The sequence below is a fragment of the Actinoplanes utahensis genome, assembly GCF_016862455.1.
Classification (GTDB): domain Bacteria; phylum Actinomycetota; class Actinomycetes; order Mycobacteriales; family Micromonosporaceae; genus Actinoplanes; species Actinoplanes utahensis.
Map to the genome: position 1 here is coordinate 18292 of NZ_BOMZ01000109.1, position 24389 is coordinate 42680.

Sequence of the window (24389 nt, forward strand, 5' to 3'; positions counted from 1 at the left end):
CGTGCCTCCTGAAACTCACCGGGATCCGCCAGGCACGTTAACACCGTGGCGGCGGGCGCGCCCGGAACGTCAGGCCGCCGCGACCGCCCGGCCCCGGACCGCCGCCTCCACCAGCGCGGCGAACGACCGCAGGTCGGAGGTGCGTTCCGGATGCCACTGCACGCCCAGCGCGAACGCCTGGCCCGGATGCTCGACGATCTCCACCACCCGATCGTCCGGGCACCAGCCGACCGGGAGGAACTCACCCGGATCAGCGACCGCCTGGTGGTGGAACGAGTTCACCGTGAGGGAACGGCCGAACAGCCGGTACGCCAGCGAGCCGTCCTCGACGACCACGTCGTGCCGGCCGTAGTCGGAGGCGCCGGCGGCGAGCGGGTCGGTGCCGGTCGCGGCCCGGTGCCGTTCGTGGTTGACCAGGTCCGGCAGGTGCTGGTGCAGCGAGCCGCCGGTGGCCACGGCCATCAGCTGCATGCCCCGGCAGACCCCGAGCATCGGCAGGCCGGCCTCCAGGGCGGCACGCATCAGCATCAGTTCGGAGGTGTCGCGGACCTTGTCCACCTCGGTGGCCGGGTGCGGCGGGGCGCCCCAGTTCACCGGATCGATGTCCCCGCCACCGCAGAACACGATCCCGTCGAGCGACTCGATCACGTCGGTGCCGGGGTCGTCGGGGGTGATCAGGACGGCCCGGCCGCCGACGGCGTGCACCGCCTTCACGTAGGTCATCGGGAGCATTCCCGCCACCAGGTCGTTCCGGCCGTACTGAACCTGTTCGGCGTAGGCGGTGAGGCCGATCAGCGGTCTGCGCATGTCTCAGGGATCTCCTTCGGTCGCCGCCGCCACCAAGGCGCCGAAGAGCCGGCGGTCACGGCTGACCTCGGGGTGCCACTGCACCCCGAGGACGAACCGCCGCCGGGTGTCCTCGACCGCCTCGGGCAGGCCGTCCTCGGCCCACCCCGTCACCGTCAGTGAGCCGGGGTCGGCGACGCCCTGGTGATGGAAGCAGTTGATGGTCGTGTCGTCACCCATCAGGGTGGCGATCCGGCTGCCGGGGGCGAACCCGGCGGACTGGGAACCGTAGACGCCCGGGCCCGGCCGGTGCTTCTCGTGGCCGAGCACGTCCGGCAGGTGCTGGTGCAGGGCGCCACCGGCCGCGACGGTGAGCAGCTGCATGCCGCGGCACACGGCGAGCACCGGCATGTCCCGGTCCAGGGCCGCGCGGAGCAGCAGCAGCTCGGCGGTGTCCCGCTCCGGGTGCGTCACGGTGTACCGGCCGGTCTCCTGGCCGTACAGCGACGGCTCGAGATCGGGGCCGCCGGCCAGCACCAGGCCGTCCAGCCGCTCCAGCACGTCGGCGTCGAGGTCGTCCGGCGGCAGCAGCACCGCCCGGCCACCGCCCAGGCGCACCGCCTCGGCGTAGTCGTGCGGCACCAGCGCGCTGGGCAGATCGGCCCAGACGCCCCACGTGGCCGGAAGCACATAGGACGTTATGCCGATGATCGGACGCATCGCACCACCGTAGTCACAGGCGCGCGGCGCCGGAGAACCGGCGCCGCGTCACGGGCCCCTCTGTCCCACCCGCACGGGGACTCGACCGTACAGGCGGGGATTCGACCCCACACACCTTGTTGAACTGGGCGTATGAGGTTCCATCCCCACCGTAGCGGGTCGTTAAACCTCAGAGCGGAGTTACGTACGCCCCGGTGATGCCGCCGTCGACGACGAACTGCGAAGCCGTCATGAACGACGCGTCGTCACTGGCCAGGAACGCCACCGCGGCAGCGATCTCCGCGGGTTCGGCGAACCGGCCCATCGGCACGTGCACCAGCCGGCGGGCGGCCCGTTCCGGGTCCTTGGCGAACAACTCCATGAGCAGCGGGGTGGCCACCGGGCCGGGGCAGAGGGCGTTGATCCGGATGCCCTCACGGGCGAACTGGACGCCCAGCTCCCGGGTCATCGCCAGGACGCCGCCCTTGCTCGCGGTGTAGGCGATCTGCGAGGTCGCGGCGCCGAGCAGGGCGACGAACGACGCGGTGTTGATGATCGAGCCCTTGCCCTGCCGCTGCATGTGCGGGATCGCGTACTTGCAGCAGAAGAAGACGCTCGTGGTGTTGACCTTGAGCACGCGCTCCCACGCGTCCAGGCCGGTGACCAGGATCGAGTCGTCGTCCGGCGGGGAGATGCCGGCGTTGTTGAAGGCGATGTCGACCCGCCCGTGCCGCTGCACGACCCCGTCGAAGAGCGCCTTGACCTGCTCCTCCTCGCTGACGTCGCAGGCCACGAACTCGCCGCCGACCTCCTCGGCGACGGCTTTGCCGGCGTCCTCGGAGATGTCCACGGCGACCACTCGGGCGCCCTCGGCGGCGAACCGCCGTGCCGTCGCCAATCCGATACCGCTACCGGCGCCGGTGATCACGGCGACCCGGTCCTGCAAACGATCCACTTGATCTCCTGTAGGCGTAAACGCGTTATTCCCCGGTAGCCAGGAACACGTTCTTCACGTCCGTGAAGGACGACAATGCGTCCGGTCCGAGCTCGCGCCCGAGGCCGGACTGCTTCATGCCACCGAACGGGGTCCAGTAGCGCACCGAGGAGTTGCTGTTGACGCTCAGCGCGCCGGTCTCCACGGCCCGCGAGACGCGCAGGGCCCGGCCCACGTCCCGGGTCCAGATCGAGCCGGACAACCCGTACTCGGTGTCGTTCGCCAGCCGGATCGCCTCGTCCTCGTCCCGGAACGGCAGCACGCTCGCCACCGGCCCGAAGATCTCCTCACGCCAGTGCCGGTCGGCGGCGGAGCGCGCGAGCAGCACGGTCGGCGGGAACCACCAGCCTCCCCCGTCCGGCGCCGTGCCCTGGAAGGCCAGGTCGGCGCCGTCCAGATAGGACGACACCGAGGCGCGCTGACCGGCGGAGATCAGCGGGCCCATCTCCGACGAGTCGTCGGACGGGTCCAGCACCCGGAACGCCCGGACGGCGGGCTCGAGCCGGGCGAGGAACTCGTCGTACACCGAAGCCTGGACCAGCAACCGGGACCGGGCGCAACAGTCCTGGCCCGCGTTGTCGAAGACCGCGCCGGGCGCGGCAGCGGCCGCGGCGTCCAGGTCGGCGTCCGCGAAGACGATGTTGGCGCTCTTGCCGCCCAGCTCCAGGGTCACCCGTTTCACCTGGTCGGCGCAGCCCGCCATGATCGACTTACCGACCTCGGTGGAACCGGTGAAGCAGACCTTGCGCACCGCCGGATGGGTGACGAACCGCTGCCCCACCACGCTCCCCTTGCCCGGCAGCACCTGGAACACGTTCTCCGGCAGGCCCGCCTCGAGGGCCAGCTCACCGAGCCGGATCGCGGTCAGCGGGGTCAACTCGGCCGGTTTCAGCACCACGGTGTTGCCGGCCGCGAGCGCCGGGGCGAAACCCCAGCCGGCGATCGGCATCGGGAAGTTCCACGGCACGATGATCCCGACCACGCCGAGCGGCTCGTGGAACGTCACGTCGACGCCGCCGGCCACCGGGATCTGCCGGCCGGAGAGCCGCTCCGGCGCGCCCGCGTAGTAGTTCAGCACGTCCCGGACGTTGCCCGCCTCCCAGCGCGCGTTGCCGATCGTGTGACCCGCGTTGCGTACCTCGAGAAGTGCCAGCTCCTCCAGGTGTTCCTCGACCACCGTGGCGAACCGGCGCAGCAGCCGCGCCCGATCACCGGGCGCCACCCGGCGCCACTGGCCGAAGGCCTTCGCCGCACGGTCGATCGCCGCGTCGGTCTCTTCCGAACCCAGCGACGGTACGGTCGTGAAGACCGCCCCCGTCGCCGGGTCGATCACGTCAGTCGTCCCCACCCGAAGATCCTCACACACTCAGAGGCGCTCGAAGCCGCGTCGCAGCTCCCAGTCGGTGACCACGGCGTCGTAGGCGGCCAGCTCGACCCGCGCCATGTTGGCGTAATGGGCCACCACGTCCGCCCCGAACGCCGACGCGCCGATCTCGCTCGCGGCCCACAGGTCGTGCGCCTCCCGCAGCGTCCCCGGCACCCGGCCGGCCGTCTCGTCGTGGTAGGCGTTGCCGCGGAACTCGTCCTCCAGCGACAGCTCGTTCTCGATGCCGTGCAGCGCCCCGGCGACCAGCGCGGCGATCGCCAGGTACGGGTTCACGTCCCCGCCCGGCACCCGGTTCTCCACCCGCATGCCCTGCCCGTGCCCGGCGATCCGCAGCGCGCAGGTCCGGTTGTCGACGCCCCAGCGCAGCGCCGTCGGCGCGAACGAGCCCGGCTGGTACCGCTTGTACGAGTTGATGTTCGGCGCGAACAGAAGGCTGAACTCGCGCATCGTGGCGAGCAGCCCGGCCAGCACCCGCTGCCCGGTCTCGCTCAGATGGGCCGGCCCGTCGCCGAGCATCGCCGACCCGCCGTTCTCGTCGCGCAGCGAGAAGTGGATGTGGCAGGAATTGCCCTCCCGCTCGTTGGGCTTGGCCATGAAGGTGAGCGCCATGCCCTCCTGCGCGGCGATCTCCTTCGCCCCGTTCTTGTAGATCACGTGGTTGTCGGCGGCGGTGAGCGCCTCGGCGTACCGGAAGGCGATCTCGTGCTGGCCCAGGTTGCACTCGCCCTTGGCGCTCTCCGGGACGAGGCCGGCGCCGTACATCTCGTTGCGGATCCGCCGCAGCAGCGGCTCCACCCGCGCGGTGCCGAGCAGCGAGTAGTCCACGTTGTACTGATTGGCGGGCGTGAGGTCCCGGTAGCCCTTGGTGAACGCCGTCTCGTAGCTGTCCTTGTAGAGGACGAACTCGAGCTCGGTCCCGGCGTACGCCGTCAGCCCGTGCGCCGCCAGCCGGTCCAGCTGGCGGCGCAGGATCTGCCGGGGTGAGGCCGGCACCGGCTGCCCGGACGTGTCGAGCAGGTCGGCGAGGACCAGCGCGGTGCCCGGCTGCCACGGGACCCGGCGCAGCGTGCTGAAGTCCGGCTTCAACACGAAGTCGCCGTAGCCGGTGGACCAGGAGGACATCTCGTACCCGTCGACGGTGTTCATGTCCACGTCGACGGCGAGCAGATAGTTGCAGCCCTCGCTGCCGCCGGACACCACCTCGTCCAGGAAGAACCGCCCGTGCAGCCGCTTGCCCTGCAGGCGGCCCTGCATGTCGGTCAGGGCCAGCAGCACCGTGTCGATGCCGCCGTTGTCGACGGAGACGTCGAGCTCCTCGAGATCCATGAATCAGTCCTATCGGTGAGGGTTGTTCATGACGGTGTGGATGTATGCCGCTGCCTCACACGTACCCGCTGGTCAAGGTAGGTCATGAACAACCCTCAGTCAGTGGGCTCGCCGTGGGCTGCCTTCTCCAGGAGGTTCTGCTTCGGCCCGGTGAACCACTTCCGGGCGCTCGCGAACCACCAGATCGCGGCCGCTCCGAGCACCACCGCCACGGCGACGATCGTGTAGTTGAAGGTCTCCGCGGTGATCGGCGATGTGGGCGGCAGCACGAAGAGGACACAGATGACACCTACCCAGACGATCGCGATCCAGCCGATCGGGGCACTCCATTTCCCGAGGTTCCACGGGCCGGGCCGGAAGTCGGTGCTGAGCCGCCGCAGCAGCACCGGGCCCACGTAGGCGATGTACAGGCCGATCACCGCGATCGAGGTGGCCGCGGCGTACGCCACGGTGTTCCAGAGCGACGGCAGGACCAGGATCGTCGAGAGGGTCACGCACAGCCAGATGGAGTTGGTGGGCGTACCGGTGCGGGGGTTGACCCTCTTCCAGATCCGCGAACCGGGGATCGCGTCGTCGCGGGCGAAGGCGTAGGACATCCGGGAGTTGGCGGTGACCGACGCCATGCCGCAGAACCACTGCGCCACCATGCAGATGAAGAGCAGGAACACACCCAGGTCGTGGCCGACCGCGTCGATGAAGATCTGCGCCGGGGGCAGGCCGAGATCGGTGCCGAGAGCACCCTCGTAGTCCGTGATGGACCACGTGATCGCGACCAGCAGGACGAACCCGGCGATCACCGAGACGACCACCGACATCACGATGCCGCGGGGCGCGGCGTTGGCGGCGTCGTGGGTCTCCTCGGCGACGTGCGCGGAGGCGTCGTAGCCGGTGTACGTGTACTGCGCCATCAGCAGACCCATCAGCACCGCGTAGACGCCCGCGCCGGCAAAGGTGAAGCCGGTCGCGTTGTAGACCTCGGTGAACACCTCGGAGATCGGTTTGTGCTGATCCGGGACGACGACGAGGATCCCGACGATCACCGCGACACCGACCAGGTGCCACCAGGCGCTCACGTCGGACAGGATGCGCACCAGGTTGACGCCGAAGGTGTTCAGCAGCCCGTGCACGACGATGATGACCAGGAAGATCCCGAACGTGGAGAGCGCCGTCACCTCCAGCCCGAACGTGAGGCTGAGGAACGCCGCCGTGGTGATCGCCGCACCGAAGTCGATGGCCGCGGTCACCGCGACCTCGCCGAGGAAGTTGAACCAGCCGATGAACCAGGCCCATGCGGGCTTGTTCCGTTTGGCCAGCGCGGCGGCCCACCAGTAGAGGGCGCCCGCGGTCGGATAGGCCGAGCAGACCTCGGCCATGGCCAGGGCCACGAAGGTCACCATGACGCCGACGAACAGCCAGCCGAGGGTGATCGCGATCGGGCCGCCCGCCTTCATCGCGATGCCGTACGAGGTGATCGCCCCGGCCAGGATCGAGATGATCGAGAACGAGACGGCGAAGTTGGAGAAGCCGGAGAGCCGGCGGTGGAGTTCCTGTTTGTATCCGAGTTGGGCGAGTCGTTCTTCGTCGGTACTCATCACGACCTCCTATGTGACCTGAGCCACTGACGCGGTGATCTTCGCTCCACCGTGTTACGGGAGTCAATGCATAGCGTTAATTGCATTGCCGCCAACCAGCGCCGATGGGAGCCTCGAAGGCATCCGGACCTCTCTCCGGGCCGGCGGCGCGGGGCGCGGTCACCTCTCTCTCGGCATAGCGCCCGCCCCGCGCCGCCGCCTTCTCGATCACAGCGTTCTCGCAGGTCAGTCAGACTTTTAGCGGAAAAAATCTACAGCGGCGACTCTAGAAATCTCGCCGGGACCGGCCTACCGTTAAGGAGTCGGCCACGGCCGGCAACGCAACTGGCACTGTCGCTTAGTTGGAGAGGGAGGACGAGATACCGCAGCAACGCGTAATCAAGACGTCCCCGGCCCGACATGAGGTGATCGCAGCCGATGCCCATCACTCCGGTCGACCGCTAGCGGCACGCAGCCGGTCGACCACCTGCGCCGGCGAAGACCGGCACAAGAATTGAAAAGCCAGGGCCCCGGTTACCCGCCGGGGCCCTGGCCTTATGTCTAGATGGACGGCATGGACCGTGACCGTCCGATTTACAGCATGGGCCGTGCCGCCGAGACGATCGGTGTGACAGCGGCCTTCCTCCGCAGTCTCGACGGCACCGGCCTGATCGAGCCGGAACGGTCGGCCGGCGGCCACCGCCGGTACTCCCGCCACCAGCTCGACCTCGCCGCCCGCGTCCGGACCCTGCTCGACGAGGGCTTCCTGCTCGCCGCCGCCTGCCGGATCGTCACCCTCGAGGACCGTCTCGAAGCCGCCCACCGCCGGATCCGGGAACTCGGCGGCCGGATCACCCCCGACCAGGACGCCAGCATCCCGACACAGACACGGCGCGACTGACATGCGAGGGTCACCGCATGGCATCGGTGACCCTCGACGCCCGGCAACGGCGTACCGACATCGGGATCGGACTGGCGGTGGCGGCCGTCGCGGTCGTCAACCTCTTCCTCGCCCGCGGCGCGAAGATCCTGGAATCGGAGTACGCGGCCGCCCTGCCCGAACAGATCTGCTGGGTGGTCGCCACCACGCTGCCGCTGATGTTCCGCCGCACCCACCCCGACGTGGTCGCCGTCGTGATCGCCGTCGCCTTCATCGGCGGGCAGTTCCGCGGCTCCCAGGAACAGCAGGTCACCTCCGGCGCGCTGTTCGCCGCGATCTACGCCCTCGGCGCCTGGGGGCGGAACCGGCGCCGGTCCCGTTACCTGCGGCTCGGCATCGTCGCCGCGATGTTCGCCTGGCTCGCCGTCACCTTCATCGTCTTCGGCGGACGGTTCGACAACGCCGCCGAACGGGCCTCCATCGCCTTCAACTCGCTGGTGGTGAACGCCGCCTTCTTCGCGTTCTGCTACCTGATGGGCGACGCGGTGTGGCAGAACGCCCGCCGTCACGAGGCGCTCGTCGCCCAGACCGCCGAACTGAAGGCCGCCCATGCGCTCGCCGGCGAGCAGGCCGTCTTCCGGGAACGGGTCCGGATCGCCCGCGAACTGCACGACGTCGTCGCCCACCACGTGTCGGTGATGGGCATCCAGGCGTCCGCCAGCCGCCGCGCCCTCGACAAGGACCCGGCCCGCGCCCGGACCGCGCTCGCCGCGATCGAGGAGGGCGCCCGCACCGCGGTCGCCGAACTGCGGCGGATGCTGGGGGCGCTGCGCTCCGGGGACACGACGGAGGAACAGGCCGCACCGGCCGGTATCGACCGGCTCCCGGAGATCACCGACCGGGCCCGGGAGGCCGGACTGACCGTCAGCTACGCCGTCTACGGTGATCCGGTGCCGCTGCCCGAATCGCTGTCCCTCGCCGCCTACCGGATCGTCCAGGAGGCCGTGACGAACACCCTCAAACACGCCCACGCGCAGACCCTCGACGTCCGGGTCCGCTACCTCAACGAAGAACTGGAGCTCGACGTCACCGACGACGGCCGGGGCGGGCCGGCGACCGGCGGCGGCATGGGACTCGTCGGCATGCGGGAACGGGTCACCGTGCACGACGGCGCCCTCGAACACGGCAGCCAGCCGGGCGGCGGGTACCGGGTGCGGGCCCGCTTCCCCTACCCGGCCGGAGTCGCCGCGTGAGCATCAGCGTGCTGCTCGCCGACGACCATCAACTCGTGCGGACCGGCTTCCGGGTCATCCTCGAGATGGAGGACGACATCACGGTGGCCGGCGAGGCCGCAGACGGCGTCCAGGCGGTCGAGATGGCACTGCGCCTGCGGCCCGACGTGGTGCTGATGGACGTCGAGATGCCCGGTATGAACGGCCTCGACGCCACCCGCCGCATCGCCGCCGGCGGTGGGCCGTCGGTGCTGATCCTGACCACCTTCGACCGGGACGACTACCTGTTCGACGCGCTCCGGGCCGGGGCCAGCGGATTCCTGCTCAAGAACGGCACCCCGGAGGCGCTGACCGAGGCGATCCGGGTCGTCGCCTCCGGGGAGGCGCTGCTCGCCCCGGCCGTGACCCGGCGGGTGATCTCCACCTTCACCGCCCCGGCGGCCGCCGGGGTCCGCCTGGACCGGCTCACCCCGCGCGAGCACGAGGTGCTGGTCCTCCTCGCGGGCGGCGCCACCAACGCGGAGATCGCCGCCGCCCTGCATCTCGGCGAGACCACCGTGAAGACGCACGTCAGCCGGGTGCTCATGAAGATCGGCGCCCGCGACCGGACACAGGCCGTGGTCCTGGCGTACGAGCTCGGGGTGGTCCGTCCCGGAGGGTGACATCCTCCGCGAGGAGGACCTCCCTCAGCCGGACGACACGGCATCGACCCGCGTCTAGCGTTCTGGTCATGAACACCGTCCTGAACGTCGATGCCGTGAACCGGTCCTTCGGCGAACGCCACGTCCTCAAGGACGTGTCGTTCACCGTGGACTCCGGGCGCCTCACCGGCTTCGTCGGCGCGAACGGCGCCGGCAAGACCACCACCATGCGGATCATCCTCGGCGTGCTCGCCGCCGACACCGGGACGGTGACCTGGAACGGCGTCCCGGTGACCCGCGAACACCGGCAGCGCTTCGGCTACATGCCGGAGGAACGCGGCCTCTACCCGAAGATGACCGTGGCCGAGCAGATCGTCTACCTCGGACGGTTGCACGGGCTCGGCCACGCCGACGCCCGACGCCGCACCACCGCCCTGCTGGAACGGCTCGAACTCGCCGAACGCGCCGGCGACCTGGTGGAGAAGCTGTCGCTGGGCAACCAGCAGCGCGCCCAGATCGCCGCCGCCCTGGTGCACGACCCGGAACTGCTGGTCCTCGACGAGCCGTTCTCCGGCCTCGACCCGCTCGCCGTCGAGAACGTCCTCACGGTGCTCCGCGAACGGGCCCGCTCCGGCGCCGCGGTGCTCTTCTCCAGCCACCAGCTCGACCTCGTCGAACGCCTCTGCGACGACCTGGTGATCATCGCGGACGGGACGATCCGCGCGGCCGGCGCCCGGTCCCGGCTCCGCGAGCAGTACACGCTGCCCCGCTTCACCGTCGAAGTGGACACCGACGCCGGCTGGCTGCGTGACCACCCCGGCGTCACCCTCGTCGAACTCGACGGCCCCCGGGCCGTCTTCGACCTGGAACCGGAGATCGACGAGCAGTCCGTTCTCCGCGCCGCCCTGGCCCGTGGCCCGGTCCGCGTCTTCACCCCGGTCCGCCCGTCCCTCGCCGAGATCTTCCGAGAGGTTATCCAGTGACCACGTACCAAGCCGCCAAACTGGTCGCGGGCCGGGAGATCCGGGTCAAGCTCCGCGACAAGACCTTCCTGTTCAGCACGGTCTTCCTGCTCCTCTTCAGCGCCCTCGGCGTGGTCCTGCCGGCCCTGATGGACAGCGGCCCCACCAAGGTCGCCGTGGTCGGCTCCACCCACGTCGCCGCCCTCGAGAAGGCCGGCCTGGAAGTCCGCACCGTCACCGATCAGGCCGCCGCCGCGCAACTCGTCCGCGACGAGGAGGTCGAGGCCGCGGTCGTCGACGGCCCCCGGGTGCTCGCCCTCGAGGAGGCCCCGCAGGACGTGGTCTCCGCGCTCAGCACCTCTCCCCCGGTCGACTTCCTCGAACCCGACGCCCTCGACCAGACCGCCCGCTTCCTCGTCCCGTTCGCGCTGGCCCTGCTCTTCTTCTTCACCACGCTGATGTTCGGCGTGCAGATCGCCCAGAGCGTCACCGAGGAGAAGCAGACCCGCATCGTCGAGATCCTGGTCTCCAGCGTCCCGGTCCGGGCCCTGCTGATCGGCAAGGTCTTCGCCATGACGCTGCTCGCCTTCGGACAGCTCGCCCTGATCGCCGTCGTCGCCCTGGTCGGCATGCGTGTCGGCGGCGCCGGCTCGCCCCTGATCGACGCCCTGCTCCCGGCGATCGGCTGGTTCCTGCCGTTCTTCGTCATCGGCTTCCTGATGCTCGCCACCCTCTGGGCCGGCGTCGGCGCCCTCGCCGCCCGGCTGGAGGACATCAACGGCACCTCCGCCCCGCTCCAGCTCGTCGTGATGACCCCGTTCTTCCTGGTGCTCTCCCTGCAGTCGAACCAGGCCGCGATGACGGTCCTGTCCTACATCCCGTTCTCCGCCCCGGTCGCCATGCCCGTCCGCCTCTTCAACGGCGAAGCCGCCACCTGGGAGCCGCTCGTCGCGCTCGCGCTGCTGCTGATCACCAGCGCGATCACCCTGATCGCGGGAGCCCGCATCTACGAGGGTTCGCTGCTGCGCACCAACGGCCGCACCTCCTTCGCCACCGCCTGGCGAAGCCCCACGACGGCCGGCTGAGCACCAGCTTCGGAGCGTGGCCCGGCAGCGATGCCGGGCCACGCTCCGTCGCCCCACAGCCCCCACCCACAGCCCCGCCCACCCACAGCCCCGCCCACCCACAGCCCCGCCCACCCAGGGGGGCCGGCCCACCCAGTCCTGAGAACCGGCTTCGGACGCTACGCCGGTTGTGGGGCGGGGCCTCGGGTTGTCCACAGGGTGGGGTTGTCCACAGGGATCGGCAAGGCGGTGGACATCACACTGCCGGGGACGGCAGGATCATGGGCATGTCGATGCGATGGGGCATGACCGTGCCGTTCGGCGGCGTTCCGCTCTCCGAGCACGCCGCAGTCTTCTCGGCGCTGGCCGACGCGGGGTTCACCGACGCGTGGTCGGCCGAGGTCAACGGCACCGATGGGTTCACCCCGCTGACGCTGGCGGCCGCCTGGGAGCCGCGGCTGCAGCTCGGCACCGCGATCGCGCCGGTCTTCACCCGCGGGCCCGGTCTGCTGGCGATGACCGCGGCGGCGCTCGCCGAGGCCGCGCCCGGCCGTTTCCATCTCGGCATCGGCGCGTCCTCGCCGGTGGTGGTCGGCGATTGGAACGCGGTCGATTTCGAGCAGCCGTTCGCCCGCAGCCGGGACGTGCTCCGGTTCCTGCGGGCCGCGCTCGCCGGCGAGCAGGTGAGTGAGAGGTTCACGACGTTCGAGGTGCGCCGGTTCCGTCTGGAGCGCCCGCCGACCGTCCCGCCGCGGATCATGCTGGCCGCCCTGCGCCCCGGCATGCTGCGACTGGCCGCCGCCGAGGCCGACGGGGTGATCCTCAACTGGCTGGCCGCCTCGGATGTCGCCACCGCGCTGGCCGAGACCAAGGAGGCGGCGCCCGGCTTCGAGGTGGCGGCCCGGATCTTCGTGATTCCCACCGAGGACGCCGCCTACGCACGCACGGTCGCCCGCCGGATGATCACCGCCTACCTGACCGTTCCGGCCTATGCCGCGTTCCACCGCTGGCTCGGCCGCGAGGAGACCCTCGCTCCGATGTGGCAGGCCTGGCAGTCCGGCGACCGTAAGGGCGCACTGGCCGCCATCCCGGACAGCCTGGTCGATGAGCTGATCGTCCACGGCTCGCCGGCGGAGTGCCGCGCCCGGGTGCAGGCGTACGCCGACGCCGGTGTCACCGTCCCGGTCATGGCACTGACCCCGACACCCGAGCTCGAGCGCGGCGGCCTTCCGGCGCTGCTCGATCTGATCGCCACTCTCGGCCGTTAGCACTGTCCCGCCGGATCCCGGCTTGAAGCGGTTCCAGTCTCAGCGCAGCTGAGACAGCCGTGACAACCAGCCGGGGGTGACCGGGACGGGCATGCATGAGTGGCACCCGGGAGCGGTCGTGAGGGGACGCCTGCCGTGGCCGCCGCGAGGCACGGGACGGTCCGTGGCCCGTACGAGCGCATGGTGGGACAGAAGCGACGCGGACCGCGAGCCGGGCGGCGGTCTCAGCGGCGGTCGAGGGCCTCGCGGAGCCGTTCCAGCAGTTCGTGCTGGGTGAAGGGCTTGGTGATCAGGATGGTGTGGGGGTCGAGGGTGCCCTCGCCGGTGATGAACGGCTGGGCGTAGCCGGACATGTAGACGATCGGCAGGCTGGGGCGGATCCGGCGGATCCGGTCGGCCAGTTGCTGGCCGTGCATGTGCGGCATGATCACGTCGGTCAGCAGCAGGTCGATGTGCAGCTCGGGGTTCTCCGCGAGTCTCAGGGCTTCGGGGCCGCCGCCCGCGCTGACCACCTGGTAGCCGTTGCGGGTCAGGATGCGTTCGGTGACCTCGCGCAGGGCCGCCTCGTCCTCGACGACCAGGATGGTCTCGCCGCCGCGCTGGAGCTGGGCGGGCGCGGCCGGCGCGGCGGGGGCGGCCGGGGTTTCGTCGGTGGCCGGGAGCAGGGCGGTGAAGGTGGTTCCGGCGCCGACCGTGGATCGCAGGTGGAGATGGCCGCCGGCCTGCGCGACGATGCCGTAGACGGTGGCCAGGCCCAGACCGGTCCCCTCGCCGGGGGCCTTGGTCGTGAAGAACGGCTCGAAGACCCGGTCCAGCGTCTCGGGCGGGATCCCGGTGCCGGTGTCGGCGACTCGCAGCCGCACGTACCGGCCGGGCCGTGCCGGTGGGTGCAGTTCCGCGGTCTCGTCCTCGCCGATGTCCCGGTTGGTGGTGTGGACGGTGAGCGTGCCGCCGCCGGGCATCGCGTCCCGGGCGTTGACGGCGAGGTTGACCAGCACCTGTTCGATCTGGCCGGGGTCGGCCCGGACCGGCCACAGCCGCGATTCGAGTTCGGTGTGCAGGCGGATGTGCTCGCCGAGGGTGCGCAGGAGGAGCTGCTCCACCTCGCGGATCACCACGTTGAGGTCGAGCACCCGGGGGCGTACCACCTCGCGGCGGCCGAAGGCGAGCAGCTGGTGGGTGAGTTCGGTGGCCCGCTGCCCGGCTCGCAGGACCTGTTGCAGGTCGCGGGCGGCCTGCGGCCAGGCGCCGTCCGGTTCGGCGTCGGCCGCGTCCTGGATCTGGTCGGCCACGAATCCGGTGTAGTTCAGCATGACGGCGAGGAGGTTGTTGAAGTCGTGCGCGACGCCGCCGGCCAGTTGGCCCAGGCTCTCCAGCCGGCGGGCCTGGTGGAGCTGGGCTTCGAGGCGTTCGCGTTCGGCGGCGGCTTCGAGGCGCTGCCGTGCGGCGGCGGCTTCGAGGCGTTCGGTGACGTCGCGGATGGCCGCGGAGACGATCAGGCCGTCCTCGGTCTCCAGCGCGGAGAGGCTGATCTCGGCGGGGAACTCGCTGCCGTCCTTGCGCCGGGCGGCGAGCGGACGGCCGGATCCCATCGGCCGGGGGCGGGGGTCGGCGAAGTAGCGGTCGCGTTTGCCGGGATGCCCGGTCCGGGCCGAGTCCGGTACGAGCACCTCGATCGGCTGGCCCAGCAGTTCGCTGCGCGGATAGCCGAAGAGCCGTTCCGCCTGCGCGTTGACCAGGGTGATCCGGCCGTCGGCGGCGACACCGACGATGGCGTCCGGCGCGGCTTCGAGCAGTCCGCGGAACTTCGCCTCGCGGCGGACCCGGTCGCTGACGTCGCGGACCGCGGCGACCACCAGGCCGCCGGACTCCAGCGCGGACAGGCTGATCTCGGCGGGGAACTCGCTGCCGTCCTTGCGCCGGGCGGCCAGCGGGACTCCGGCGCCCATCGGCCGGGGCTGCGGATTGCCCTGATACTCCCGGCGGAATCCGGGGTGGTGGTCGCGGAACCGTTCCGGGACGAGCAGTTCGATGGACCGGCCGAGCAGTTCGTCGCGTTCGTAACCGAACATGCGGACGGTCTGCGCGTTGACCACCACGATGTGCCCGTCGGGACGGACCGCGATGATGGCGTCCGGCGCCGCTTCCAGCAGGCCGATCACCACGGCGTCGGACGGCTTGCTCACCCGCACCTCACCAGGTCGCAGCCGGCGTTGGACCTTCTCCCGAGCGTAGGCGGCGAACCGCGCCGGGGTGGCCGTTTCGCTCACTGCGGGACGGCGAACGCACCCGGCGGGAACCGGGTGCGTCTCGTTGCGGGGGTGTGGGTCATTCGCTCTCGGCGAGGATGGCGTAGAGCTTGCGCTTGGTCTCGTTGAGCACCTCGAGCGCTTTCTGCCGCTGCTCGGCGGTGCCGCTGAAGCCGACCTGCTTGAGCGCGCCCATGATGCCGACCGCCGCATCGCGGAAGTCCTGCACCTGGGACATCGTGTCGGCGCCGATCTGGCTCCACGGCGGGTTCTGCGCGGCGGTCTCGGCCTCGGGCCGGCCGTCCTCGGTGAGCCGGTAGCTCTTGCGGCCGCCCTCGGCGGTCACCTCGATCAGGCCCTCGTCCTCCAGCAGCTGGAGCGTCGGGTAGACCGAGCCGGGGCTCGGGCGCCAGACGCCACCGGTGCGGGAGTCGAGCTCCTGGATCATCTCGTAGCCGTGCATCGGGCGCTCCACGAGCAGCGCCAGGATGGCGGGCCGCACATTCTGGCGGCCGCCGCGGCCGCCGCGCCGATGGCCGGGCCGGCCGCCGAAATCGGGCGGCGGGAACCCGGGGCCGCCAGGACCGCCGGGACCGAAGGGGAAACCGGGCGGGAAGTTGAAACCGCGGCGGCGCGCCTCGCCGATCCAGTCGTGTCCACGTCCTCCATGCATGTGCCGCATGACCTTCTCCGTTCTGTCGTCGATAGTTAGACGATATATCGGCAACGTGTCGGCGGCAAGGGATTCTGGGATACCCGGGTCGCGGTACGTGTCGGCGGGCGCTCATCTGGCAATCTGGTACCTGTGTTGACGGTGCCCATTCGCCAGCTCGGGGAGCCCGAGCGCGCGGTCGTCGAGCGGATCCTCGACGCCGACCCCTACGCGGGCGCCCAGATCGCGGAGCGGGTGGCCGCACACGGTCTGAACTGGTGGCGTTCCGACGGGCGGATCTACGGCTACGAGCCGGGCCGCCACGTCGAGTCGATCATCTGGTCCGGCGCCCACCTGGTGCCGGTCGGCGCGACCCCCCCGGCCACCGCGGCCTTCGCCGACCTGCTCGGCGCCGAGCCGCGGATCTGTTCGTCGATCATCGGCCGTTCCGAGGCGGTGCTCGATCTGTGGGACCGGCTCGGCGGCAACTGGGGCCCGGCCCGCGACGTGCGGCCGCACCAGCCGCTGCTGGTCACCGACCGCGACCCGCTGGTGCACCCCGACCCGTCGGTACGCCTCGTCCGGGCCGCCGAGGTCGACCAGCTCTTCCCGGCCGCGGTGGCGATGTACACCGAGGAGGTCGGGGTCTCGCCGCTGCAGGACGACGGCGGGCGGGGTTACCGGCGGCGGATCGCCGAGCTGGTGAAAGCGAAACGCGCCTACGCGAAGTTCGACGGGGACCTGGTCGTCTTCAAGGCCGAACTGGCGATCGTGACCCGGCGGACCACGCAGGTCCAGGGCGTCTGGGTGCACCCGGACTATCGGGGCAACGGCCTGGCCACGGGCGCGATGGCGGCGGTGGTGGCGGACGCGCTGCGGCGGGTCTCCCCGACGGTCAGTCTCTACGTCAACGACTACAACACGGCGGCCCGCCGGGTTTACGCGAACTGCGGCTTCGTCTCGGCCGGATCCTTCGCGACAGTGCTCTTCTGACGCTCGAGGGCCCCTCGCGGGGCCCTCGGCGTGCGGCTCTCAGTGGACGGTGACTGTCGGCCCGGGGAGCAGCTCGCGCAGCTCGTCCGGCAGGTCGGCGCCCATCTCGTCGGCGAGGCGCAGCGCCTCCTCGACGAGCGTCTCCACGATGATCGCCTCGGGCACCGTCTTGATGACCTTGCCCTTGACGAAGATCTGACCCTTGCCGTTGCCGGAGGCGACACCGAGGTCGGCCTCACGGGCCTCGCCGGGACCGTTCACCACACAGCCCATGACGGCGACCCGCAGCGGCACCGGGAATCCGTCCAGCGCCGCGGTGACCTGCTCGGCGAGCGTGTACACGTCCACCTGGGCGCGGCCGCAGGACGGGCACGACACGATCTCGAGGCCGCGCTCGCGCAGACCCAGCGACTCGAGGATCTGGTTGCCGACCTTGATCTCCTCGACCGGCGGGGCGGACAGCGACACCCGGATGGTGTCGCCGATGCCCTCGGCGAGCAGGGCGCCGAACGCCACAGCGCTCTTGATGGTGCCCTGGAACGCCGGCCCGGCCTCGGTGACGCCGAGGTGCAGCGGGTAGTCGCACTGCTCGGCCAGCTGCCGGTACGCCCGGATCATGACGACCGGGTCGTTGTGCTTCACCGAGATCTTGATGTCCCGGAAGCCGTGCTCCTCGAACAGCGAACACTCCCAGAGCGCCGACTCGACGAGCGCCTCCGCGGTGGCCTTGCCGTACTTCTCCAGCAGCCGCTTGTCGAGCGAGCCGGCGTTCACCCCGATCCGGATCGGGGTGCCGGCCGCGGAGGCCGCCTTCGCGATCTCCTTGACCTTGTCGTCGAACTGCCGGATGTTGCCCGGGTTGACCCGGACCGCGGCGCAGCCGGCGTCGATCGCGGCGAACACGTACTTCGGCTGGAAGTGGATGTCGGCGATCACCGGGATCTGCGACTTCTTCGCGATCGCGGGCAGCGCCTCGACGTCGTCCTGCGACGGCACGGCGACCCGGACGATCTGGCAGCCGGACGCGGTCAGCTCAGCGATCTGCTGCAGCGTGGCGTTGACGTCGGAGGTGAGGGTGGTGGTCATCGACTGAACGCTGACCGGGGCGCCGCCGCCGACCAGCACTCCACCGACGTTGATCTGGCGGCTCTGCCGGCGCGGGGCCAGGGGCGGCGGGGGGACGGCCGGCATTCCCAGACTGATCGCAGTCACATCTCACTCACTTGAAGATCGTAATGGGGTTGATGATGTCGGCGGTGGCTGTCAACAGCGTGAACGCGCCACCGATCAGAATGACCGCATAGGTGAGCGGCATGAGCTTGTAGTAGTCGACACGCCCCGGATCGGGCCGTCGTAGCCGCTGGTAGAGCCACGAGCGCACCCTCTCGAACCAGGCGATCGCGATGTGCCCGCCGTCCAGCGGCAGCAGCGGCAGCAGGTTGAAGAGCCCGATGAAGATGTTCAGTGAGATGAAGACCTGCCAGAAGACCTCCGGTACGCCCTTCTCGATCGCCTCGCCACCGATCCGGCTGGCGCCGATCACACTGATCGGGGTGTCCGGGTCCCGTTCGTCGCCGGTGATCGAATTCCACAGCGCGGGGATCTTCTCCGGGATGCGTGCCATCGCCCGGAACGAGTTCTCCACCAGGTACCAGTTGAACTCGCCGGATGCCGGAACCGCGCTGAGCGGACTGTATTCGACGACGGTCGGCTGGTCCGTCTCCCAGCTCACACCCGCGACCGAGACCTGCGAGATCGAGCCCTTCGGGTCCTCCACCGGGCGCCGTTCGGCGGTGACCAGGCCGACTTTCGCGGTGGCGGTCTTACCGTCCCGCACGTACTCGAAGTCGGTCGGTCCGGCCGCGGCGGCCCGGATGGCGTCGGTGAGCTGCCCGTAGTTGGCGACCGGGGTGGCGCCCACCTTGGTGATCACGTCACCGGTCTGCAGGCCGGCTGCTTTCGCCGGGGCCGCCACGGCACTGCCCTGGCCGGGCTTGCACTCGGCGGTGGTATCGGTGAGCGAGGTCTTGATGCAGTCGCCGACGTAGATCATCGCCGGAGCGGCCCGCTGCTCCTCGGCGTTCTGCGGCAGGCTGATGTTGGGCAGACCGACGCTCCAGGCCATCACCCAGGCGCCGACCAGGGCGAGCGCGAAATGGGCGGCCGAGCCGGCGCTCATCACGATCGTCCGCTTCCAGACCGGGAACCGCCACATGGCCCGGTGCTGATCCTCCGGGGCCACGTCGTCGTCCTGCGGCGTCATCCCGACGATCTTGCAGAAGCCGCCGAGCGGGATCGCCTTCAGGCCGTACTCCGTCTCGCCGCGCTTGAACGAGAAGATCGTCGGGCCGAAGCCGACGAAGTACTGCGTCACCTTCATGCCGAAGCGTTTGCCGGTGATCATGTGCCCGAGCTCGTGCAGGCTCACCGAGATCAGGATGGTCAGCGCGAAGGCCGCCGCACCCAGCCAGAAAAGCATCAGGCTCCTTCAGCCACAGTCGCGATCGTCCGCTGTGCCTGGGCACGCGCCCATGCCTCCGCGGCAAGCACGTCATCGACGGTACCCGGCTCCCCGAAACCGGGGGCCGCCGCCAGCACCCGTTCCAGGGTGTCGACGATGCCCAGAAACGGTAGCCGACCGGAGACGAACGCGGCCACACACTCCTCGTTCGCCGCGTTGAAGATCGCCGGTAGGCAGTGCCCGGCCCGGCCCGCCTCCTTCGCCAGGCGCACCGCGGGGAACGCGTCGTCGTCGAGCGGCCGCAGCTCCCAGTTGTGCGCCTGCGTCCAGTCGACCGCGGCGGCGGCCCCCGGTACCCGCTCCGGCCAGGCCAGGGCCAGCGCGATCGGCAGCCGCATGTCCGGTGGGCTGGCCTGGGCCAGGGTCGACCCGTCGGTGAACTCGACCAGGGAGTGCAGCACGGACTGCGGGTGGACCATCACCTCGATGTCGTCGTACGCCACCCCGAACAGCTCGTGCGCCTCGATCACCTCGAGCGCCTTGTTCACCATGGTCGCCGAGTTGATCGTGACGACCGGTCCCATGTCCCAGGTGGGGTGCTTGAGCGCCTCCTCTGGGGTGACGTCCGCCAGCTCCTCGCGCCGCCGGCCGCGGAACGCCCCGCCGCTCGCGGTGAGCACCAGACGGCGCACCTCGGCGGCGGTCCCGCCGCGCAGGCACTGGGCCAGCGCCGAATGCTCGGAGTCGACCGGGACGATCTGCCCCTCCTTGGCGATCCGCCGGACCAGCGGGCCGCCCGCGACCAGGGACTCCTTGTTGGCCAGGGCGAGGATCCGGCCGGACTCGAGAGCGGCCAGGGTGGGCGCCAGGCCGAGGCTGCCGACGACGCCGTTCAGCACCACGTCGCACGGCTGGCGGGCCAACTCGGTCATCGCGTCCGGCCCGGCCACGATCTTGGGGAGCTTGAAGTCGCCGGTGGCCCAGCCGCGCTTCTGCGCCTCGGCGTAGAAGGCGAGCTGCAGGTCCTGGGTGACCGAGGCGCGGGCCACACCGACCACCTCGACGTTCAGCTCCAGGGCCTGCGCGGCGAGCAGCCCGACGTTGCCGCCGCCCGCGCCCAGGGCCACCACCCGGAACCGGTCCGGGTTGCGGCGGACGATGTCGATGGCCTGGGTGCCGATGGACCCGGTGGAGCCGAGCAAGACGAGGTCACGCATACCGCTCATCTTCCCCTGTTGGTGCACGGCCGGGCGCGGGCGGGTATGAGCACCGTCATGCGGATCGCGAGACTCTTTCAGCCACTGCGCGGCAAGGACGTCGCGCTGCACGCGGCGGCGATCACGTTCTACTCCGGGATCGCGGTGGTTCCGGTGGCGCTGCTGGCGATCTGGCTGACCGGGCTGGCGGTCGGCGGGGATCGGGTACGGGACCTGGTAGGCCGTACCATCACCGCTCTTCCGGACGCGATCGGCGCGCCACGCGCGCTCGGCGCCCTGATCGATGCGGGCCTCGCGCTCACCCCGACGCTCGCGCTGGCCAGCCTGCTGCCCGCCACGCTGTACGGGGAGGGCCTGCGCCGCGCCTTCGCCTCGCTGAGCCGTCCCGGCGAGAAGATGGTCGGCTGGCGTGGGCGGCTGCTCTGGCTGCCGGTGCTGGCCGCCGCGCCGGCCCTGCTGCTGGCCCTGTTCCTGGCACTGCCCACCACCAGCGGTCTGTGGCTGCGCGGCGGCTGGTGGGCGGCGCTGGGTGTGGTGCTGTCGTTCCTGGCCACCTGGCTGGTGCTGACGCCCGTGGTGATCTGGGTGTTCCGGTACGTCGCGCCGGGCCGCCCGGTCTGGCCGGCGACCGTGCTGATCGGCTCCTTCACGGCCGCGAACCTGGCCGGTTTCCTGCACGGGTTCGTGCTGTTCTGCTCGCTGCCGCTGGACCTGGGCCTGCCGTTCGGCGGGTTCACCGAGATCGGCGGGGTGGTGGCGGTCGGCCTGTGGCTCTACCTCTTCCACGTGGTGCTGCTGGCCGGTTTCGCGGCGACGCACGCTGTCTCGCCGAACGAGGATGTCGTAGCCCAGGGGTAGCCTCCGGAGCCATGACCTCCATCCCGGACCGTGCCGATGTGGTGATCATCGGGGCCGGTCACAACGCGCTCGTCTCCGCGATCCTGCTCGCCCGCGCCGGGCTCGACGTCGTGGTGCTGGAGGCGGCGCCGGTGCTCGGCGGCGCCACCCGCACCGAGCGGCCGTTCGCCGAGGCGCCGGGTCTGGGCCAGTCCACCGGGTCCTATCTGCTCGGCCTGATGCCACCGGAGCTGCTGCGGACCCTGGACGTGCGGATTCCGACGCTGCGCCGCGACCCGCACTACTTCCTGCCGGGCATCGGGCCCGGCTCGGCGTACCTGTTGTTCGGCGCCGACGGCGACGCCAACCGCCGCCAGCTGTCGGACCGGGACGCCGCCGCCGACGAGGCCCTGGCCTGCGAGATCGGCGCGCTGCGGGCCGATCTCGCGCCGTCCTGGCTGGAGGAGCCGCTGCCGGTGGAGGAGATCGCCGAGCGTCACATCCGGCCGGCGTTGCAGAGCACCTTCCTCGATCTGGTGCGGGGGTCGGTCGCCGGCTATCTGGGCCGGTTCGGGTTCAAAAGTGAGCTGCTCGTCGCGATGTATGCGGTCACCGACGGCCTGTCCGGGCTGAACGCGGGTCCCGATGATCCGGGCACCGGGCACAACTTCCTGGTGCACAACATGTGCCGGCTGCCCGGGTCGGACGGGACCTGGCTGATCGCCGAGGGCGGCATGGGCACGGTGGCCCGGGTCTTCGCCGGGGCGGCACGGGCGGCGGGAGCGCGCCTGTTCACCGATGCCCGGGTCACCGCGGTGACGGTGGACGGCGGGGCCGCCAGTGGTGTGGTGCTGGCCGACGGCCGGGCGGTGGCGGCGAGTGTCGTCCTGGGCGGCTGCGACCCGTACCGGTTGATGGATCTCGTCCCGGCCGGGTCCCTGCCCGCCGCGCTGACCCAGCGGATGGCCGCGGTCAAGCGGCCCGGCACCACCCTCAAGGTCAATCTGGCGCTGCGGGGCCTGCCCCGGTTCCCCTGTCTGCCCGAGGGCGCGCCGTCACCCTTCGGCTCGACCATCCACCTGCTGCCGGGCGACGCGTCGCCGATGGCCAATCTGCGGCGGATGTGGGCCGACGTGCAGGCGGGCGTGCTGCCCGCCGAGCCCACCATCGAGTGGTACCTGCACACCACCGTCGACCCGTCGCTTCGCGACGAGGCCGGACACCATTCCTCGGCGTTGTTCGTGCAGTCGGTCCCCTTCGAGCCGGCGGGCTCGTCGTGGGATCACGAGCTCTCGGGGTACGTGGACGCGCTGCTCGCCCTCTGCGACAGGTACGCGCCCGGCACCTCGGACCTGGTCGCCGGCGTGTTCCCGCTCACCCCACCGGGGATCGAGCGGCACTTCGGGATCACCGGCGGGCACATCCACCACGTCGACAACACCGTCGCCTTCGATCAGCGGATGCCCTATTTCACCGGCCTCGACGGGCTCTACCACGGCTCGGCCGGGGCACACCCGGCCGGCAGCGTGATCGGGGCGGCGGGCCACAACGCGGCCCGCCGCATCCTGCGTGACCTGGCGCTCTAGGCTTTCTTGCTGGCCCGGATCTTGTGGCCGACGCCGGTCAGGCAGCGGCCGCTGGGCAGGTCGAACTTCCAGCCGTGCAGCTGGCAGGTCAGCACGTTGCCCTCGACGAAGCCGAACCGGGACAGGTCGGCCTTCAGGTGCGGGCAGCGCCGCTGCACGGTCCAGTCGCCGAATTCGATGTCCTCGGCGTCGACGGCCTTCTCGTGCTCGTCGTACCAGCCCTCGGCGTACTGCAGGCGCTCCTCGGAGAGGCACTTGAAGAAGGCGTAGACGAACTCGTTGTACTGCCCGATCCGGGCCGCGGAGAAGCGGCAGGACAGGAACAGCGAGTTCACCCAGTCGCCCTCGTCGATGAAGATGAGGTGCTCGATCAGCTCGCGCTGGGTGCGGAAGCGGTAGCGGACCTTCTCGTCGGCGTACGCCCGGACCTGCTTGCCGGGGAAGTCCACCACGATCGACTCGATCTCGTCGCCGTCGTAGGACACCAGGTCGAACCGGACCGGACCGCCGACGCCCTTGGCCAGGTAGATCGACTCCTCGAGCAGCGGCTCGATCCGCTTCTTCAGCTCGCCGAGCACGTCGATCTCCGGGTGCCGCCAGGACGCCTTCTCCGCCTCGATGATGCCGCGCTTGCGCTCGCGCATCTCCTCGAGGTGCGCCTTCTTGTTCGCGAAGAACTCGTCGACGGGCACCGGGTGGGTCGTGGTCTGCTTCGTGCCGCCGTCGGTCAGCTCGGTGACGCTGCCGGGCAGCTGGACGACCGCGTTGGTGCCGCCGACCTTCGCGTACTCGGTCAGGAACACCGACTGGTCGGGGAAGATGTTGCCCTCGTCACCGTGGATGTCGTTGAACTGCCACAGCTCGTCGTCGAGGAAGCACGGCGGGCCGGCGATCGGGAAGACGAAGTCCGCCTTCAGGTCGTCGATGTAACGCCAGGTGCGGTCGAACTGCCGCTCCCGCTTCTGCTTGCCGAACGCCGTCTTCGCGTTCTCCGGCAGCTCGTAGACCATCGGGTACCAGATCGCGCCGGAGAACTGCAGCATGTGCGCGTGCACGTGGCCCAGCTCGTTGAACCGCGACAGGTCGGCGGGACGGGCGTCGTTCTGGTTCAGGACGCGGATGCCGTCGTGCTCCACCCACAGCGACGAGTCACCGATCGGGCCGTCGGTCGGGCTGATCAGCGCCTGGATCATCACCTTGAGGCCGCCGTCGAGCTCGTGCACCTCGTCCGACTTCGTCCGGTAGAAGCTGGAGAAGCCCAGCGCCCGCAGCTCGTCCTCGAGTTGGCTGGTCGGGTACTCCGGCAGGAGCACGGTGGCCTTCTTGTTGATGAACCTCTTCAGGTGCTCCGCGTCGAAGTGGTCCCGGTGCAGGTGGGAGACGTAGAGGTAGTCGACGTCACCCAGGGTCTCCCAGTCCAGCAGCGAGTTGTCCGGGAACGGGAACCACGAGGCGAAGTACGCCGGGTTCACCCACGGATCGCACAGAATGCTGCCCGCGGCGGTGTCGATCCGCATGCTCGCATGGCCGGTGCCAGTGATCCGCACTTGTCGCTCCTCTGCTTGCGGCTTCTTGACCGCCTCG

21 protein-coding genes are annotated in these 24389 nt (G+C 70.5%); 9 read left to right on the forward strand and 12 right to left on the reverse strand.

Annotation, left to right across the window (positions count from 1 at the left end):
• Positions 1–69: 69 nt before the first annotated feature.
• The 6 genes from Aut01nite_RS38630 to Aut01nite_RS38655 form a co-directional block, all read right to left on the reverse strand.
• Positions 70–807 (reverse strand): gamma-glutamyl-gamma-aminobutyrate hydrolase family protein, encoded by a 738-nt coding sequence (locus Aut01nite_RS38630; RefSeq protein ID WP_043532601.1) that lies wholly within the window; start codon positions 805–807, stop codon positions 70–72.
• A 3-nt stretch (positions 808–810) separates the two neighbouring features.
• Entirely contained in the window at positions 811–1506 is a 696-nt protein-coding gene (locus tag Aut01nite_RS38635; protein ID WP_052164528.1) for a gamma-glutamyl-gamma-aminobutyrate hydrolase family protein, read from the reverse strand.
• Positions 1507–1675: 169 nt separating this feature from the next.
• Positions 1676–2440 (reverse strand): 3-oxoacyl-ACP reductase, encoded by a 765-nt coding sequence (locus Aut01nite_RS38640; RefSeq protein WP_043532605.1) that lies wholly within the window; start codon positions 2438–2440, stop codon positions 1676–1678.
• A 25-nt stretch (positions 2441–2465) separates the two neighbouring features.
• Positions 2466–3827, reverse strand: coding sequence for an aldehyde dehydrogenase family protein (locus Aut01nite_RS38645; protein WP_043532607.1), 1362 nt, complete (start codon positions 3825–3827; stop codon positions 2466–2468).
• A gap of 18 nt (positions 3828–3845) precedes the next feature.
• Positions 3846–5192, reverse strand: coding sequence for a glutamine synthetase family protein (locus Aut01nite_RS38650; protein WP_043532609.1), 1347 nt, complete (start codon positions 5190–5192; stop codon positions 3846–3848).
• Between the two features lie 95 nt (positions 5193–5287).
• On the reverse strand, positions 5288–6784 hold the full coding sequence (locus tag Aut01nite_RS38655) for an amino acid permease (protein WP_043532611.1): 1497 nt from the start codon (positions 6782–6784) through the stop codon (positions 5288–5290).
• Positions 6785–7337: 553 nt separating this feature from the next.
• Between Aut01nite_RS38655 and Aut01nite_RS38660 the strand changes: the two genes are divergently transcribed.
• From Aut01nite_RS38660 to Aut01nite_RS38685, 6 genes are all read left to right on the forward strand, one after another.
• Positions 7338–7664: a MerR family transcriptional regulator gene (locus Aut01nite_RS38660; RefSeq protein ID WP_373871570.1), complete on the forward strand. Its 327-nt coding sequence runs from the start codon at positions 7338–7340 to the stop codon at positions 7662–7664.
• A 17-nt stretch (positions 7665–7681) separates the two neighbouring features.
• Positions 7682–8896 (forward strand): sensor histidine kinase, encoded by a 1215-nt coding sequence (locus tag Aut01nite_RS38665; RefSeq protein ID WP_043532615.1) that lies wholly within the window; start codon positions 7682–7684, stop codon positions 8894–8896.
• Positions 8893–9537: a response regulator gene (locus tag Aut01nite_RS38670; protein WP_043532617.1), complete on the forward strand. Its 645-nt coding sequence runs from the start codon at positions 8893–8895 to the stop codon at positions 9535–9537. Before Aut01nite_RS38665 ends, Aut01nite_RS38670 begins: the two co-directional genes overlap by 4 nt.
• Before the next feature lie 68 nt (positions 9538–9605).
• Positions 9606–10499: an ABC transporter ATP-binding protein gene (locus Aut01nite_RS38675; protein WP_043532619.1), complete on the forward strand. Its 894-nt coding sequence runs from the start codon at positions 9606–9608 to the stop codon at positions 10497–10499.
• Entirely contained in the window at positions 10496–11563 is a 1068-nt protein-coding gene (locus Aut01nite_RS38680; protein ID WP_043532621.1) for an ABC transporter permease, read from the forward strand. Before Aut01nite_RS38675 ends, Aut01nite_RS38680 begins: the two co-directional genes overlap by 4 nt.
• A gap of 257 nt (positions 11564–11820) precedes the next feature.
• Entirely contained in the window at positions 11821–12810 is a 990-nt protein-coding gene (locus tag Aut01nite_RS38685; RefSeq protein ID WP_268871747.1) for an LLM class F420-dependent oxidoreductase, read from the forward strand.
• A gap of 224 nt (positions 12811–13034) precedes the next feature.
• Here the strand turns inward: Aut01nite_RS38685 and Aut01nite_RS38690 are convergent, their stop codons facing one another.
• Positions 13035–14996, reverse strand: coding sequence for a hybrid sensor histidine kinase/response regulator (locus tag Aut01nite_RS38690; RefSeq protein ID WP_043532730.1), 1962 nt, complete (start codon positions 14994–14996; stop codon positions 13035–13037).
• A gap of 142 nt (positions 14997–15138) precedes the next feature.
• Positions 15139–15741 (reverse strand): PadR family transcriptional regulator, encoded by a 603-nt coding sequence (locus Aut01nite_RS38695; RefSeq protein WP_084000001.1) that lies wholly within the window; start codon positions 15739–15741, stop codon positions 15139–15141.
• A gap of 123 nt (positions 15742–15864) precedes the next feature.
• On the opposite strand from Aut01nite_RS38695, the gene Aut01nite_RS38700 reads away from it, so the two are divergent.
• Entirely contained in the window at positions 15865–16704 is an 840-nt protein-coding gene (locus Aut01nite_RS38700; RefSeq protein ID WP_043532624.1) for a GNAT family N-acetyltransferase, read from the forward strand.
• Between the two features lie 39 nt (positions 16705–16743).
• Here the strand turns inward: Aut01nite_RS38700 and ispG are convergent, their stop codons facing one another.
• The 3 genes from ispG to dxr are packed head-to-tail and all read right to left on the reverse strand — an operon-like array spanning position 16744 to position 20391.
• Positions 16744–17916, reverse strand: coding sequence for a flavodoxin-dependent (E)-4-hydroxy-3-methylbut-2-enyl-diphosphate synthase (gene ispG, locus Aut01nite_RS38705; protein WP_043532626.1), 1173 nt, complete (start codon positions 17914–17916; stop codon positions 16744–16746).
• Between the two features lie 7 nt (positions 17917–17923).
• Positions 17924–19183 carry a M50 family metallopeptidase gene (locus tag Aut01nite_RS38710; protein WP_043532628.1) on the reverse strand — a complete coding sequence of 420 codons (1260 nt, stop codon included), beginning with the start codon at positions 19181–19183 and terminating at the stop codon, positions 17924–17926.
• Positions 19183–20391: a 1-deoxy-D-xylulose-5-phosphate reductoisomerase gene (gene dxr, locus Aut01nite_RS38715; protein ID WP_043532630.1), complete on the reverse strand. Its 1209-nt coding sequence runs from the start codon at positions 20389–20391 to the stop codon at positions 19183–19185. Before dxr ends, Aut01nite_RS38710 begins: the two co-directional genes overlap by 1 nt.
• Positions 20392–20439: 48 nt before the next feature.
• On the opposite strand from dxr, the gene Aut01nite_RS38720 reads away from it, so the two are divergent.
• Positions 20440–21240 (forward strand): YhjD/YihY/BrkB family envelope integrity protein, encoded by an 801-nt coding sequence (locus Aut01nite_RS38720; protein WP_236643146.1) that lies wholly within the window; start codon positions 20440–20442, stop codon positions 21238–21240.
• An 11-nt stretch (positions 21241–21251) separates the two neighbouring features.
• Positions 21252–22805, forward strand: coding sequence for a phytoene desaturase family protein (locus Aut01nite_RS38725; protein ID WP_043532634.1), 1554 nt, complete (start codon positions 21252–21254; stop codon positions 22803–22805).
• Here the strand turns inward: Aut01nite_RS38725 and Aut01nite_RS38730 are convergent.
• Positions 22802–24352 carry a Rieske 2Fe-2S domain-containing protein gene (locus tag Aut01nite_RS38730; protein WP_043532635.1) on the reverse strand — a complete coding sequence of 517 codons (1551 nt, stop codon included), beginning with the start codon at positions 24350–24352 and terminating at the stop codon, positions 22802–22804. The genes Aut01nite_RS38725 and Aut01nite_RS38730 overlap by 4 nt on opposite strands.
• Positions 24353–24389: the final 37 nt, after the last annotated feature.